The sequence below is a fragment of the Stutzerimonas stutzeri genome (genome assembly GCF_018138085.1).
Taxonomy (GTDB): domain Bacteria; phylum Pseudomonadota; class Gammaproteobacteria; order Pseudomonadales; family Pseudomonadaceae; genus Stutzerimonas; species Stutzerimonas stutzeri_AI.
On the sequence record NZ_CP073105.1, the window covers coordinates 4,771,803 to 4,786,410 of the forward strand.

The following is a 14,608-nucleotide window of genomic DNA, read 5'->3' on the forward strand; positions in this document are numbered from 1 at the left end:
AAGCGATCGATAGTTCGTATGCACCTGAAAAACATCCGACCAGGCCGACCAACTGCCGCCGCATGCGGCCGGAACGGCCAAACGTAACCGCGCCATCGAGGTCGAACTGATAGCATCAGGTCATATCGCGACGATCGGCGCCTGTACCGCTCACGCCCTCTGCACTTAGGGATACCAACTTGACGCACCCCACTTCGCTGGCCGGCAGTCTGCAGCGACAACCCGCCCAAGACGCCGGCGCCGCCACGCTCAGTGTGAAAGGTGACTGGACGCTGCAGCATTATGCGGCGCTGCGCGGCGAGGTCGAGCGAGCGCGCCGCCAGGTGTCCGACGCCGATCAGGTCGAACTCGATGCCATGGGCGAGCTGGATACGGCCGGCGCCGGGTTGCTGGTCGAGTTGCTCGGTCCGGCTCGGGTCGCCCGCCTCGACGAATGGGCTCCGCAGCTGGCCAGCGAACGCCAGGCGCTGCTGCGGACCGTCGCCGCCGCGCTGGACCAGCCCGAAGCCGAGCAGGCACCGGAAACCAATGGCCTGGCCGACGTCCTGGCCCACATCGGTCGCACCGTGGCGGGCGTCTGGAACCAGCAGCGCACCCTGCTCGGCTTCATCGGCCTGACCCTGCAGACACTGGTCATGCAGCTGCCCCGCCCGCGACGCTGGCGCATTACCGCGCTGGTCGCGCAGATCGAGCAGACCGGGCTCGACGCGATCCCCATCGTCGCCCTGCTGACCTTTCTCGTTGGCGCCGTCGTGGCCTTTCTCGGCGCCACGGTGCTGGCCGATTTCGGCGCGACCATCTACACCGTCAACCTGGTGGCTTTCTCCTTCCTGCGCGAGTTCGGCGTGCTGCTGGCCGCGATCCTGCTCGCCGGGCGCACTGCCAGCGCTTTCGCCGCGCAGATCGGCGCGATGAAGTCCAACGAGGAGATCGACGCCATCCGCACCCTGGGGCTGAGCCCGGTGGAGCTGCTGGTCCTGCCGCGGGTACTGGCGATGCTGATCACCCTGCCGATCCTGACCTTTATCGGCATGCTCAGCGGCATCGCCGGCGGGCTGGTGGTCTGCTCGCTGGCGCTGGACATCTCGCCGACCATGTTCTTCACCATCCTGCAGCGTGACATTCCGCTCAACCACTTCCTGGTCGGCCTCGGCAAAGCGCCGGTGTTCGCCTTCCTGATCGCGGTGATCGGCTGTCTGGAGGGCTTCAAGGCCAGCGGCAGCGCGCAATCGGTGGGCGAACACACCACTTCCAGCGTGGTGCAGTCGATCTTCATGGTGATCCTGTTCGATGCCGTGGCTGCACTGTTCTTCATGGAGATGGGCTGGTGAGCGCCGACGATCCCGTGATCCAGGTTCGCGGCCTGGTCAACCGCTTCGGCAAGCAGGCGGTCCACGTCAACCTCGACCTGGACATTCGCCGCGGCGAAATCCTCGGCGTGGTCGGCGGCTCCGGCACCGGCAAGTCGGTGCTGTTGCGCAGCATCGTCGGCCTGCGCCGGCCCAACGCCGGCAGCGTCAAGGTATTCGGCGAAAACCTGCTGAAACTCTCGACCCAGCGGCGCTCGGAAGTCGAACGGCGCTTCGGCGTGCTGTTTCAGGGCGGTGCATTGTTCACTTCGCTCAACCTGCAGGAAAACGTTGCCCTGCCGCTGATCGAGCACGCCGGCCTCAGGCGCGCCGATGCCGAGCACCTGGCACGGCAGAAGCTGGCGCTCGCCGGCCTGCCACCGGAGGCGGCCTGCAAATATCCCGACGAGCTTTCCGGCGGTATGGTCAAACGCGCCGCCCTGGCCCGGGCGCTGGCGCTGGACCCGGAGGTGCTGTTTCTCGACGAGCCCACCGCCGGCCTCGACCCCATCGGGGCGGCGGCCTTCGACCAATTGATCCTGACCCTGCGCGATGCCCTGGGCTTCAGCGTGTTTCTGGTGACTCACGACCTGGATACGCTCTACACCATCTGTGACCGCGTCGCGGTGCTGTCACAGAAACGCGTGCTGGTGGTCGACACCCTCGAGAGGGTCGCCGCCACCGACGATCCCTGGATCCGCGAATACTTTCACGGCCCACGTGGCCGCGCCGCGCAGGATGCTGCGCTGAAGCTGGAGATGCCCTGAGATGGAAACCCGTGCCCATCATGTACTGATCGGACTGTTCACCGTGGTCGCGGTCGGCTGCGCGCTGCTGTTCGCCCTCTGGCTGGGCAAGTCCAGCATGGACCGCGAATACAGCTACTACGACATTGGCTTCAGCCAGGCCGTCAGCGGCCTGTCGAGCGGCAGTTCGGTGGAGTACAGCGGCATCAAGGTCGGCGATGTCGTCCAGCTGTGGCTGGAGCCGGACGATCCGCGCAAGGTCCGCGCGCGCATCCGGGTCTATGGCGGTACCCCGATCAAGTCCGATACCCAGGCGCGCCTGGCCCTGGCCAACATCACCGGCAGCATGGTCATCCAGCTGCACGGCGGCACCCCGGAAAGCCCGCGTCTCAAGGGCGATCCGGACAACCCGCCGCTGATCGTCGCCGACCCTTCTTCACTCAGCGCGCTGCTGGAGAACGGCGAAGACCTGATGAGCAACATCAACAATCTGTTGCTCAGCGCCAACCAGATCTTTTCCGAAGAGAACACCACTCGCCTGAGCCGTACGCTGGAGCACCTGGAACAGGCCACCAGCGTGCTGTCCGACCAACGCGGCGACCTGGCGCAGACGCTGCAGCAGTTCAACCAGCTGAGCCAGCAGGCCAACACGGTGATGGGTGAGCTGTCGAGCCTGGCGCGCAACGCCAACGGGCTGCTCGACGAGCAGGGCCGCAGCGTGCTGGACAGCGCGGCACACTCGATGAAAGCGCTGGACCGCACCACCGCGCGCCTGGATACGCTGCTCGAGGACAACCAGGGCGCTCTGAACAACGGCATGCAGGGCTTCAACGAACTGGGCCCGGCGATCAACGAACTGCGTACCACCCTGGGCGCGCTGCGTCGGGTCACCCAGCGTCTGGAAGACAACCCCAGCGGCTTCCTGCTCGGCCGCGACAAACTGCAGGAGTTCAACCCATGAGCCTTCGCCATTCCCTGTCGCGCTTCGCGCTGCTCGGGCTGTTCAGCCTGCTCGCGGCCTGTTCGGTGCTACCCGAAGCCGAGACCTTGCGGATCTTCCTGTTGCCGACCGCCCCGGTCGAGCCTCAGGCCAGCGAGCCGACCCGGCAACAGGCGCTGCGCATCAACACGCCGCAAGCCAGCCGCATCCTCGCCAGCCAGCGCATCGCCGTGGTCCCGCAAGGCAACGAGATCAGCGCCTATGGTGGCGCACGCTGGAGCGATGCCGCTCCGGTGTTGCTGCGTGACCGCCTCATCGAGGCCTTCCAGCGTGACGGCCGGATGCCGTCGGTGAGCAACGAAGACGCCAATCTCTATGCCGACTACAGCCTGCACAGCGATCTGCGCGCCTTCCAGAGCGTCTATGTCGACGGCAAGCCGGTGAAGCCGGTGGTGCTGATCACCCTCGACACCCGCCTGGTCGACCGCAACACCCAGCACACGCTGGCCAACCGGCGTTTCGAGGTCCGCCAGCCGGCAAGCGACACAGGCATCGAGCAGGTGGTGGAGGCGTTCGGCAAGGCCAGTGACCGGCTCAGCCGCGAGGTGGTCGACTGGACGCTGGCCAATACCCAGCAGTAAACCGAGCAAATTCGCTGATCGTGGTGGTTACTCGCAGCAAAATTGATCCAGGTAGGCATTGGCGTAACCTTTAACGCCTAACATGGTGCCCGGACCATCGCTGCGGGAGCCATTCATGAGTCAGCCATCCAGCCGAACCCTGTTCAAGGCCCTGGCCGTTCTGGCCACGCTCGTCGTGGTCGGCCTGGTGCTGTGGAATGAACTACGCCCCAGCGGCCTGGGCGAGGGCTTCGCGGCGGGCAACGGGCGCATCGAAGCCACCGAGATCGACGTGGCCACCAAGAGCCCGGGCCGAGTGCTGGAGATCCTCGTCGACGAAGGCGATTTCGTTCAGCCCGGCCAGGTCCTGGCGCGCATGGACACCGAGGTATTGCAGGCGCAGCTCAACCAGGCGCGGGCGCAGCTTCGCCAGGGCGAGAATGCCATCCTCACGGCGCAGGCCCTGGTCGCCCAGCGCGAAAGCGAGAAAGCCGCGGCCGAAGCCGGAGTGGCCCAGCGCCAGGCCGAGCTGACCGCCGCCCGCAAGCGCTATCAACGCACCGAAACCCTGGTGGCGCGTAACGCCATGCCACGCCAGCAGCTCGACGATCATCTGGCCGCCATGCAAAGCGCCGAGGCTGCGCTGGCGGCGGCGCGCTCCCAGGTCCTTTCGGCGACGGCGGGTATCGCCGCGGCGCGCTCGCAGGTCATCGAGGCGCAATCGGCGGTCGAGGCGGCACAGGCCGGCGTCGATCGGCTGCAAGCGGATATCCGTGACAGCGAGCTGAAAAGCGACCGCCTGGCGCGGGTCCAGTATCGGGTGGCGCAACCCGGCGAAGTCCTCGGTGCGGGCGGCAGGCTGCTCAATCTGGTCGACCTGGCCGACGTCTACATGACCTTTTTCCTGCCCGAGCGCCAGGCCGGCCGCGTGGCCATCGGCGCGGAGGCGCGCCTGGTGGTCGATGCGGCGCCGCAATACGTGATACCGGCGCGGATCAGCTACGTTGCCAGCGTGGCGCAGTTCACCCCCAAGACGGTGGAGACCGAAAGCGAGCGCGAGAAGTTGATGTTCCGGGTCAAGGCGCGGATCGATCCGCAGCTGCTCAAACGCCACATGGAGCAGGTCAAGACCGGCCTGCCGGGCATGGCCTATCTCAAGCTGGACGCCGATGCGCAGTGGCCGGACCAGTTGCAGATCAACGTCACGCCATGAGCGCGCCGCTCGAACCGGTCGTCGAGGTCGCCGGGGTCAGCCTGCAATACGGTAAGACCCGTGCGCTGGATGACCTCAGCCTGAGCCTGCCGGCGCAACGCATGGTCGGCCTGATCGGCCCGGACGGCGTCGGCAAATCCAGCCTGCTGGCCCTGATCGCCGGCGCTCGCAAACTTCAGCAGGGCTCGATACGGGTGCTTGGCGGCGACATCGGCGATCCTGCGCATCGTCGCACGGTCTGCCCGCGCATCGCCTACATGCCGCAAGGTCTGGGCAAGAATCTCTATCCGACACTCACGGTGTTCGAGAACCTCGAGTTCTTTGGCCGCCTGTTCGGCCAGGCCGCCGACGAGCGTCGCTGGCGCATCGCCGAGCTGACGCGCAGCACGGGCCTGGCGCCCTTCGTCGACCGTCCGGCCGGCAAGCTGTCCGGCGGCATGAAGCAGAAGCTCGGCCTATGCTGCGCGCTGATTCACGATCCCGACCTGCTGATCCTCGACGAGCCCACCACGGGCGTCGACCCGCTCTCGCGAGCCCAGTTCTGGGAGCTGATCGGGCGCATCCGCGCCGACCGCCCGCAGATGAGCGTACTGGTGGCCACCGCCTACATGGACGAAGCGCAGCGCTTCGATCACTTGGTGGCCATGGACGCAGGGCAAGTGCTGGCCACCGGTAGCCCGGACGAGTTGCTGGCGCGCACGGCCAGCGACACCCTCGAGCAAGCCTTCATCCGCCTGCTGCCGGAGGCCAAGCGCAGCCGTCACCAGGCGCTGCAGATCCCTGCGCGTGAGCACAGCGAGGGCATCGCCATCGAAGCCCACGACCTGACCATGCGGTTCGGTGATTTCGTCGCGGTGGACCGGGTCAACTTCCGCATTGAGCGTGGCGAAATCTTCGGCTTCCTCGGCTCCAACGGCTGCGGCAAGAGCACCACGATGAAAATGCTCACCGGTCTGTTGCCCGCCAGCGCAGGCGATGCCCTGCTGTTCGGCAAGCCGGTGGACCCGCGCGACATGCGGACCCGCCAGCGCGTCGGCTACATGTCCCAGGGTTTCTCGCTGTACAGCGAACTGACCGTGCGGCAGAACCTGGATCTGCATGCGCGGCTGTTCCATCTGCCGGTCGCCGAGCGCCAGCCGCGGGTCCAGGCCATGCTCGAGCGTTTCGACCTGATCAGCGACGCCGACAGCCTGCCGGACGCCCTGCCGCTGGGCGTACGCCAGCGCCTGTCGCTGGCGGTCGCCGTGCTGCACAAGCCGGAGATCCTGATCCTCGACGAGCCCACCTCGGGCGTCGATCCCATCGCACGCGACGGCTTCTGGGCATTGCTGGTCCAGCTGTCCCGCGAGGACGGCGTGACCATCTTCATCTCGACTCACTTCATGAACGAGGCGCTGCGCTGCGACCGCATCTCGTTGATGCACGCCGGGCGGGTACTGGACAGCGACACGCCGCAGGCGCTGATGGCCAAGCGCGGCCTGCCGACGCTGGAAGCCACCTTCATCGCCTATCTGAAAGACGCCGTGGCGCAAGGCGATGCCGACCCGCCGCAGGCGAGCGCGACCGTCGCCGGTGCCGAGCGGCCTGCGCAACTCGCCAGCAGTACCCGCGCGCTGCAAGCGCGGTTCAGCCTGCGCCGTCTGCTGAGCTACAGCCGGCGCGAAGCCATGGAGCTGCGCCGCGATCCGATCCGCGCGACCCTGGCCATGCTCGGCAGCGTCATGCTGATGTTCATCATGGGTTACGGCGTCAGCTTCGATGTCGAAAACCTGACTTATGCCGTGCTCGACCGCGACCAGACCACCACCAGCCAGCATTACCTGCTGAACATCGCCGGCTCGCGCTATTTCGTCGAGAAGCCACCCCTGGCCAGCCACGACGAACTCGACCGGCGCCTGCGCAGCGGCGACATCAGCCTGGCCGTGGAAATCCCGCCGGGCTTCGGCCGCGACCTCAAACGCGGCGCCATGCCGCAAGTCGCGTTCTGGATCGACGGCGCCATGCCGATGCGCGCCGACACCATCAAGGGCTATGTGCAGGGCCTGCACCTGAGCTATCTGCAACAGCTGGCACGGGAAAACGGCGTCAGCGGACAGCTCTCGCCGGTCGACGTGGCCATCCGTTATCGCTACAACCCCGATGTCCAGAGCCTGCCGGCCATGGTCCCGGCAATGATTCCACTGTTGCTGATGATGATCCCGGCCATGCTCACCGCGCTGGGTGTGGTGCGTGAGAAAGAGCTGGGCTCGATCACCAATTTCTATGTCACCCCAACCACCCGTCTCGAGTTTCTGCTCGGCAAGCAGCTGCCCTACATTGCGCTGGGCATGATCAACTTCGCCACGCTGGTACTGCTGGCGGTGTTGGTCTTCGGCATTCCGATCAAGGGCAGCATCTTCACGCTGTGCCTCGGCGCGCTGCTCTACGTGGCCTGTGCCACGGGCCTCGGCCTGCTGATGTCGTCGATCCTCAACAGCCAGATCGCCGCCATCTTCGGCACCACCATCGTGACCCTGCTGCCCGCTATCCAGTTTTCCGGACTGATCCATCCGGTCTCGGCGATGGAGGGCGTCGGCGCCTTTCTCGGCAAGCTCTACCCCACCAGCCATTTCCTCATCATCAGCCGCGGCGTGTTCTCCAAGGGCCTGGGCCTGATCGAGCTGTATCCCTATTTCATTCCGATGCTGCTGGCCATTCCGCTGCTGACCCTGCTCAGCATCGCCGGCCTGCGCAAGCAGGAGGCCTGAAATGGAACGCCTGCGCCGTACGCTCGGCAACATCGTCCAGCTCGGCTTCAAGGAGCTGCGCAGCCTCTACCGCGATCCGGCAATGCTGGTCCTGATTCTCTATTCGTTCACCCTGGCGATCTACGAAGGCGCCACGGCAATCCCCGAGGCGCCGCATCGTGCAAGCATCGCCGTGGTGGATGAAGACCGCTCGCCGGCCTCTTTGCGTATCGTCAACGCCTTCCAGCTGCCCTACTTCATCGAGCCCAAGGCCATTAGCTTGCAGCAGATGGACCGCGGCATGGATGCCGGCCTCTACACCTTCACCCTGAACATTCCGCCAGACTTCCAGGCCGACCTGCTGGCCGGCCGGCAGCCGACCCTGCAACTCAACGTCGATGCCACCCAGGTAAGCCAGGCCTTCACCGGTGCCGGGCATATCCAGCAGATCATTGCCAGCGAGAGCGCCGAGTTCATCAGGCGTTACCGCAGCAGCGACGCCTATCCGGTCGAGGCGGTGGTGCGCACGGCCTTCAATCCCAACCTGAGCCGTGCCTGGTTCGGCGCGGTGAACGAGGTGATCAACCAGATCACCATGTTGGCGATCATTCTCACCGGCGCCGCACTGATCCGCGAACGTGAGCACGGCACCATCGAGCACCTGTTGGTGATGCCGGTGACTCCCTTCGAAATCATGGTCGGCAAGGTCTGGGCGATGGGATTGGTGGTCCTGGCCGCAGCCGCGTTCGCCCTGCGCTTCGTCGTCGAGGGCTGGCTGGAGATACCGATTCAGGGCTCGCTGCTGTTGTTCGCGGCGGGCGCCGCGCTGCACCTGTTCGCCGCCACGTCGATGGGCATCTTCTTCGGCACGATGGCGCGCTCCATGCCGCAGTTGGGCTTGCTGGTGATCCTGACGCTGATTCCGCTGCAGATTCTCTCCGGCGGCGTGACCCCGCACGAGAGCATGCCCGAGGCGGTACAGCACATCATGCTGGTGGCGCCGACCACGCATTTCGTCGAACTGGCCCAGGCGATCCTGTTCCGCGGCGCCGGCTTGCCGGTCATCTGGCCGCAGCTGTCGGCCCTGCTGGCAATCGGTGCGGTGTTCTTCCTCGGCGCGCTGTCCCGCTTGCGGGTGTCCTTGCGCTAGCTGTCGGCCATGGTTTCGCCGGCCCCATCCGTGCCGCCATCGGCAGGCGCATCGAGGCCGAACGCGGTCAGCTGCTGGCCGAACGCCGATTGCACCGCCGCGACGCGGGACACCATGCGCCGGCTGGCGATGCGTACGGCCGGATCCTCGCTGGCCATGAGCTCCAGCGAAAAGCAGGTAATGGCTTCCGAGAGCTGCGTAACGCTCTGTGTGGTAAGGTTCAACAGCTCAGCGAGCTGGCCGTGACGGATAGGCATTCCATTGCTTCCGGTGGAAAAAGTCGACGCGATAGTACTCAATTGCGTCGGTCGCGCCATGCATCCGTTCGCCATTCGCTGAATTTTTTTCCGCAGCGTCGCGAGCCGGCCCCGGCGGACGGCTGAGGTCATGGCGCCATCTGCTGCGCGGCATCGCCCGGGTCCGGGGTGCCGAGGCCGCCCTCTTCGGTCGTCGCTGCCGCCCGGGTTTTCCCCACGGTGCTGCGCGCGGCAATCCCGGTCTGGGAATTTTTGTATTTTCGACAGGTCTATCCTGCCGACATGCCAAGAGCCTGTTGCTCTGTAGCGCGCCAAGGAAGCCTTCAATCATGCGCATTCTCGTTACCGGCGGAGCCGGATTCATCGGCTCTGCTCTGATCCGCCACCTCATTCTGGACACCGAGCACAGCGTCCTCAACCTGGACAAGCTGACCTACGCCGGCAACCTCGAGTCGCTCGCCGAAGTGGATACCAGCGATCGTTATCGGTTCCTGCAGGCCGACATCGCCGACCGTGAGCGGGTGAGCGAGGCGCTGCTGGAATTCCAGCCGGACGCCATCATGCATCTGGCCGCCGAATCCCACGTCGACCGCTCCATCGACGGCCCGGCCGAATTCATCCAGACCAACATCGTTGGCACCTACCAGCTGCTCGAAGCCGCACGTGCCTACTGGCAGACGCTGCCGGTCGAGCGTCGCGAGGCGTTCCGCTTCCATCACATCTCAACCGACGAGGTGTATGGCGACCTGCACGGTGTCGACGACCTGTTCACCGAGACCACGCCCTACGCGCCGAGCTCGCCCTATTCGGCCAGCAAGGCTTCGTCAGACCATCTGGTCCGCGCCTGGCAGCGCACCTACGGCCTGCCGGTACTGATCACCAACTGCTCGAACAACTACGGCCCGTATCACTTCCCCGAGAAGCTGATCCCGCTGGTGATCCTCAACGCACTCGATGGCAAGCCGCTGCCGGTGTATGGCAACGGTACCCAGGTCCGCGACTGGCTGTTCGTCGAGGATCATGCGCGTGCGCTGTTCAAGGTGGTCAGCGAGGGCAAGGTCGGCGAGACCTACAACATCGGCGGGCACAACGAGCAGAAGAACATCGACGTGGTGCGCGGCATCTGCGCCCTGCTCGAAGAGCTGGCACCGCAGAAGCCGGCCGGCATCGAGCGCTTCGAAGACCTCATCACCTTCGTCAAGGACCGTCCCGGTCACGACCTGCGCTATGCCATCGACGCCAGCAAGATCGAGCGCGAACTCGGCTGGGTCCCGCAGGAAACCTTCGAAACCGGCCTGCGCAAGACCGTGCAGTGGTACCTGAACAACCTCGAATGGTGCCGTCGCGTTCAGGACGGCAGCTATCAACGCGAGCGCCTCGGCGCCCTGGAGACCGCATGAAAGGAATCATCCTCGCCGGAGGCTCCGGCACCCGTCTGCACCCCATCACCCTGGGCGTATCCAAGCAGCTGCTGCCGATCTACGACAAGCCCATGGCCTACTACCCGATATCGGTACTGATGCTCGCCGGGATCCGCGACATTCTGGTCATTTCCACCCCGCAGGACTTGCCGCAATACCAGAACCTGCTGGGCGACGGCAGCCAGTTCGGCGTCAACTTCAGCTACGCCGAGCAGCCCTCGCCGGACGGCCTGGCGCAGGCCTTCCTGATCGGTGAAGAGTTCATCGGCAACGACTCGGTGTGCCTGATCCTGGGCGACAACATCTTCCACGGTCAGCACTTCACCGAGAAGCTGCAGCGCGCCTCCCGCCAGGAAAAGGGCGCGACCGTATTCGGTTACTGGGTCAAGGACCCGGAGCGCTTCGGCGTGATCGACTTCGACGAGACCGGCAAGGCCCTGTCCATCGAGGAAAAGCCGGCCAAACCCAAGTCCAGCTACGCGGTGACCGGCCTGTATTTCTACGACAACGACGTGATCGAGATCGCCAAGTCGATCAAGCCCTCGCCGCGCGGCGAGCTGGAGATCACCGACGTCAACATGGCCTACCTCAAGCGCGGCGATCTCAATGTCGAGCGCTTCGGCCGCGGCTTCGCCTGGCTCGACACCGGTACCCACGACAGCCTGCTGGAAGCCTCGCAGTACGTGCAGACCATCGAGCACCGTCAAGGCCTGAAGGTCGCCTGCCTGGAGGAGATCGCCTACCAGCACAAGTGGATCGACCGCGAACAGCTATTGCAACGCGCCGATGCCCTGGGCAAGACCGGTTACGGTCAGTACCTGTTTAAGTTGGCCGGTGAAGACGCATGAAGGTCATCGAAACCAGCATTCCCGACGTCCTGATCATCGAGCCCAAGGTGTTCGGTGACGAGCGTGGCTTCTTCTACGAGAGCTTCAACGCGGCCGCTTTCGAAGCGGCCACCGGGCTCAAGCGCCAATTCGTCCAGGACAATCACTCCAAATCCCAGCGCGGCGTGCTGCGTGGGCTGCACTATCAGATCCAGCAACCGCAGGGAAAGCTGGTGCGGGTCGTTGCCGGTGAGGTGTTCGATGTCGCGGTCGACCTGCGCAAGAGCTCGCCGAGCTTCGGCCGCTGGGTCGGTACTCACCTGAGCGCGCAGAACCAGCGCCAGCTGTGGATTCCGGAAGGCTTCGCGCACGGCTTCGTGGTGCTCAGCGAGAGCGCCGAGTTCCTCTACAAGACCACCGACTACTACGCGCCGGCCCATGAGCGCTCGTTGCTCTGGAACGATCCGCAGATCGGCATCGACTGGCCATTCACCGAGCCGCCGCAACTGTCGCAGAAGGATATCGACGGCAAGGTGTTGAGCGAGGCGGAGTTGTTCGCATGAAAATTCTCATCACCGGCAGCAAGGGGCAACTGTCTCAGGCACTGCAGCGGGCGCTAGCCGGTGAAGGGAAGGTGCTTGCGCTGGGCCACAAGGCACTCGACCTGGCCGAGCCGGCACAGATCCGCCAGCAGATTCGCTTGCTCAGCCCTGACCTGATCATCAACGCGGCAGCCTACACCGCGGTCGATCCGGCACAGGACAATCGCGAACGGGCCTTCGCGGTCAACGCCGTCGGGCCCGGAGTGCTGGCCGAGGAAGCCGCGGCGCTCGACGTACCGCTGATCCACTACTCCACCGACTATGTCTTCGACGGGCGCAAACCCGGCCCTTACGAAGAGACCGATCAGCCCGCTCCGCTCAGTGTCTACGGGGCGAGCAAACTGGCCGGTGAGCAGGCGATTCAGGCGGTGGGCGGCAAGCATCTGATCCTGCGCACCAGCTGGGTCTACTCGCTGCAAGGCAGCAACTTTCTGCTGACCATGCAGCGGCTGCTGCAGGAGCGAGATTCGCTGTCGGTGGTCGCCGACGAGATCGGCGCGCCGACCTGGGCCGACACCATTGCCACGACCACGGCGGCCATGGTGAGCAAATGGCGGGCAGGAACCGGCGGCCCGGACGGCCTGTACCATCTGACCGCCATCGGCGAGACCTCCTGGTATGGCTTCGCCTGCAGCATCGCCCAACATCTGCAACAGCAAGGCCTGCCTCGGGCCAGGCTCGAACCGATCCTGTCCTGCAACTACCCTACGGCGGCGCAGCGGCCGCTCAACTCGCGCCTGAGCTGCGCACGCCTGCAACGCGAGTGGGGCATCGAACTGCCCGATTGGGAAACGGCGCTGCATCGTTGCCTGGCGAGTTCATACGGTGCCCAGGCCGATCAGGCCATGCCCTCCGTACAGAGCGTCTAAGCCAGGGCCGGCAGCCGCCCCTCTTCATCGCGGCGCCCGCGCCAGGTCGAACGTGCATAATGTCGCCCGAATCACAGGCGCATCGGCATGACACCATCCCTACCTCCTCGTCGCCCACGCTGGCGCAATCTGGCTCTGCTCGCACTGCTGCTGGCGCCGCTGCTGTGGCCGCTGCAACAACTGGCCGAGCGCTACTACAGCAACGAGCTGATCGAGCAGAACCGCCAGACCCTCGATCTGTACGTCGCCAACCTGCTCGGCTCGCTGCGCCGCTACGAGGTGCTGCCACGCATCCTCGGCGACCTGCCGACGCTGCGTACGGCTCTGCGCGAACCGGCCAGCCCGACCGCGAAGGATCAGGCGAACCGTCTGCTGGGCCAGTTGCGCAAGGAGACCGGCGCCGACGTCATCTACCTGATGGCACCGGACGGCGAAACCCTGGCCGCCTCCAACTGGAACGACGAGGACAGCTTCGTCGGGCGGAATTTCGCCTTTCGTCCCTATTTCCGCGAAGCCATGGCCGGCAACCTGGGCCGCTTCTTCGGCCTCGGCACCACCTCGGGCAAGCGTGGCTACTACTTCGGCGCGGCCGTGCGCGATGGCGACCAGGTGCTCGGCGTGCTGGTGGTCAAGGTGGATCTGGATCATACCGAGACCCTGTGGGGCAGCACGCCCGAACAGCTGATGGTTACCGACAACTTCGGCGTGGTGATACTGACCTCCAGGCCGGAATGGCGATTTCGTGCCAGCCGGGCGCTGGATGCCGACGAGCGTGAGCAGATCGCCTCAGAACGCCCCTATCCGACCCTCGATCCGCGACTGCTGACGCTGGACATAGACGCCTGGCTGATCCAGAGCCGCGAGCTCAAGGAAACCGGCTGGACGGTGCGCATCCTGGCGCCGATAAGTCTCGTCGAACGTCCGGTGCAAACCGTCGTGGCCATCGGCGCCGCCACCCTCGCGGCGCTGTTGCTGCTGCTCGGTCTGCTCATGCAGCGCCGCCGCCACTACCTGGAACGTATCGCCCTGGATGCCAAGGCGCGGCAGCAGCTAGAGCGCCGTGTGCAGGAGCGCACCCAGGATCTGGAGGCGCTGAACAGCCGCCTCAAGGAAGAAGTGCTGGAACGCGAGCAGGCCCAGCAGGAGCTGGTCCGCGCCCAGGACGAACTGCTCCAGGCCGGCAAACTGTCGGCGCTGGGCACCATGTCGGCGAGCATCAGCCATGAGCTCAATCAGCCACTGGGCGCGATTCGCAGCTACGCGGACAACGCCGGCGTGCTGCTCGATCAACAGCGCAACGAGGAAGCCCGGGACAATCTGCGCTTGATCAGCGAACTGACCGCGCGGATGGCCTCGATCATCGCCCATCTGCGAGCGTTCGCACGGCGCGATCGGCATGCACCTGAACGGGTCGCCCTGCAACCGGCACTGGACGACGCGCTGGCATTGCTGGCCAAGCGAAGGCAGGCCATGGGCGTCGAGCTGATCCGTGACCTGCCGGACGCGACGCTGTGGGTCCAGGCCGGCGAGACCCGCCTGCGGCAGATCCTGTCCAACCTGCTGGCCAACGCCCTCGACGCGCTTAACGAACGCCCGCCGGTCCGGCGCATCTGGCTGCGCGCCGAGCGCCAGGATGACGGCGTGCTGCTGACCTTGCGCGACAACGGTCCGGGGTTTTCCGCCACCGCGCTGCAACGTGCCCGCGAGCCCTTCTTCACCACCAAGACCAGCGCTCAGGGGCTCGGCCTGGGACTGGCCATCTGCGATACCCTGACACGGACCCTGGGAGGAGAGCTGACCCTGGCCAATCACCCTGAGGGCGGCGCCCAGCTCAGTCTCTATCTGCGATCCGCCGATCCCGGCGTCGCCTTTCCCAGCGAGGACTAGC

The 14,608-nt window shown here is 65.5% G+C and carries 13 protein-coding genes; 12 read left to right on the forward strand and 1 reads right to left on the reverse strand.

Annotation, left to right across the window (positions count from 1 at the left end; genetic code table 11):
• Nucleotides 1-209: 209 nt before the first annotated feature.
• From KCX70_RS21825 to KCX70_RS21855, 7 genes are all read left to right on the forward strand, one after another.
• Nucleotides 210-1,331 carry an ABC transporter permease gene (locus KCX70_RS21825; protein ID WP_249121748.1) on the forward strand — a complete coding sequence of 374 codons (1,122 nt, stop codon included), beginning with the start codon at nt 210-212 and terminating at the stop codon, nt 1,329-1,331.
• Entirely contained in the window at nt 1,328-2,116 is a 789-nt protein-coding gene (locus tag KCX70_RS21830) for an ABC transporter ATP-binding protein (protein WP_102846781.1), read from the forward strand. Before KCX70_RS21825 ends, KCX70_RS21830 begins: the two co-directional genes overlap by 4 nt.
• Before the next feature lies 1 nt (nt 2,117).
• The gene (locus KCX70_RS21835) at nt 2,118-3,056 is read left to right on the forward strand and encodes an MlaD family protein (RefSeq protein ID WP_212618812.1); all 939 of its coding nucleotides are present in this window, start codon (nt 2,118-2,120) and stop codon (nt 3,054-3,056) included.
• A complete protein-coding gene (locus tag KCX70_RS21840) occupies nt 3,053-3,676 on the forward strand; it encodes an ABC-type transport auxiliary lipoprotein family protein (RefSeq protein WP_212618813.1) in 624 nt (207 codons plus the stop codon). Before KCX70_RS21835 ends, KCX70_RS21840 begins: the two co-directional genes overlap by 4 nt.
• 115 nt (nt 3,677-3,791) lie before the next feature.
• Entirely contained in the window at nt 3,792-4,868 is a 1,077-nt protein-coding gene (locus tag KCX70_RS21845) for an HlyD family secretion protein (protein WP_212618814.1), read from the forward strand.
• Nucleotides 4,865-7,615 (forward strand): ribosome-associated ATPase/putative transporter RbbA, encoded by a 2,751-nt coding sequence (gene rbbA / locus KCX70_RS21850; protein WP_212618815.1) that lies wholly within the window; start codon nt 4,865-4,867, stop codon nt 7,613-7,615. Before KCX70_RS21845 ends, rbbA begins: the two co-directional genes overlap by 4 nt.
• 1 nt (nt 7,616) lies before the next feature.
• Nucleotides 7,617-8,744 (forward strand): ABC transporter permease, encoded by a 1,128-nt coding sequence (locus tag KCX70_RS21855; RefSeq protein ID WP_212618816.1) that lies wholly within the window; start codon nt 7,617-7,619, stop codon nt 8,742-8,744.
• On the opposite strand, the gene KCX70_RS21860 is transcribed toward KCX70_RS21855, so the two are convergent.
• Nucleotides 8,741-9,001, reverse strand: a complete 261-nt coding sequence (locus KCX70_RS21860) for a hypothetical protein (protein ID WP_212618817.1) — start codon at nt 8,999-9,001, stop codon at nt 8,741-8,743. The genes KCX70_RS21855 and KCX70_RS21860 overlap by 4 nt on opposite strands.
• Before the next feature lie 329 nt (nt 9,002-9,330).
• Between KCX70_RS21860 and rfbB the strand changes: the two genes are divergently transcribed.
• The 5 genes from rfbB to KCX70_RS21885 all read left to right on the forward strand — a co-directional run bounded on the left by rfbB (nt 9,331) and on the right by KCX70_RS21885 (nt 14,607).
• Nucleotides 9,331-10,401, forward strand: coding sequence for a dTDP-glucose 4,6-dehydratase (gene rfbB, locus KCX70_RS21865; RefSeq protein WP_212618818.1), 1,071 nt, complete (start codon nt 9,331-9,333; stop codon nt 10,399-10,401).
• Nucleotides 10,398-11,270, forward strand: a complete 873-nt coding sequence (gene rfbA, locus KCX70_RS21870; protein WP_102852652.1) for a glucose-1-phosphate thymidylyltransferase RfbA — start codon at nt 10,398-10,400, stop codon at nt 11,268-11,270. Before rfbB ends, rfbA begins: the two co-directional genes overlap by 4 nt.
• Nucleotides 11,267-11,812 (forward strand): dTDP-4-dehydrorhamnose 3,5-epimerase, encoded by a 546-nt coding sequence (rfbC, locus tag KCX70_RS21875; RefSeq protein WP_021206963.1) that lies wholly within the window; start codon nt 11,267-11,269, stop codon nt 11,810-11,812. Before rfbA ends, rfbC begins: the two co-directional genes overlap by 4 nt.
• Complete coding sequence (gene rfbD, locus KCX70_RS21880; protein WP_102846772.1) at nt 11,809-12,720, forward strand: dTDP-4-dehydrorhamnose reductase; 912 nt, start codon at nt 11,809-11,811, stop codon at nt 12,718-12,720. Before rfbC ends, rfbD begins: the two co-directional genes overlap by 4 nt.
• A gap of 87 nt (nt 12,721-12,807) precedes the next feature.
• Nucleotides 12,808-14,607, forward strand: coding sequence for a sensor histidine kinase (locus KCX70_RS21885; RefSeq protein WP_102852654.1), 1,800 nt, complete (start codon nt 12,808-12,810; stop codon nt 14,605-14,607).
• The last annotated feature ends 1 nt before the right edge of the window (nt 14,608 follow it).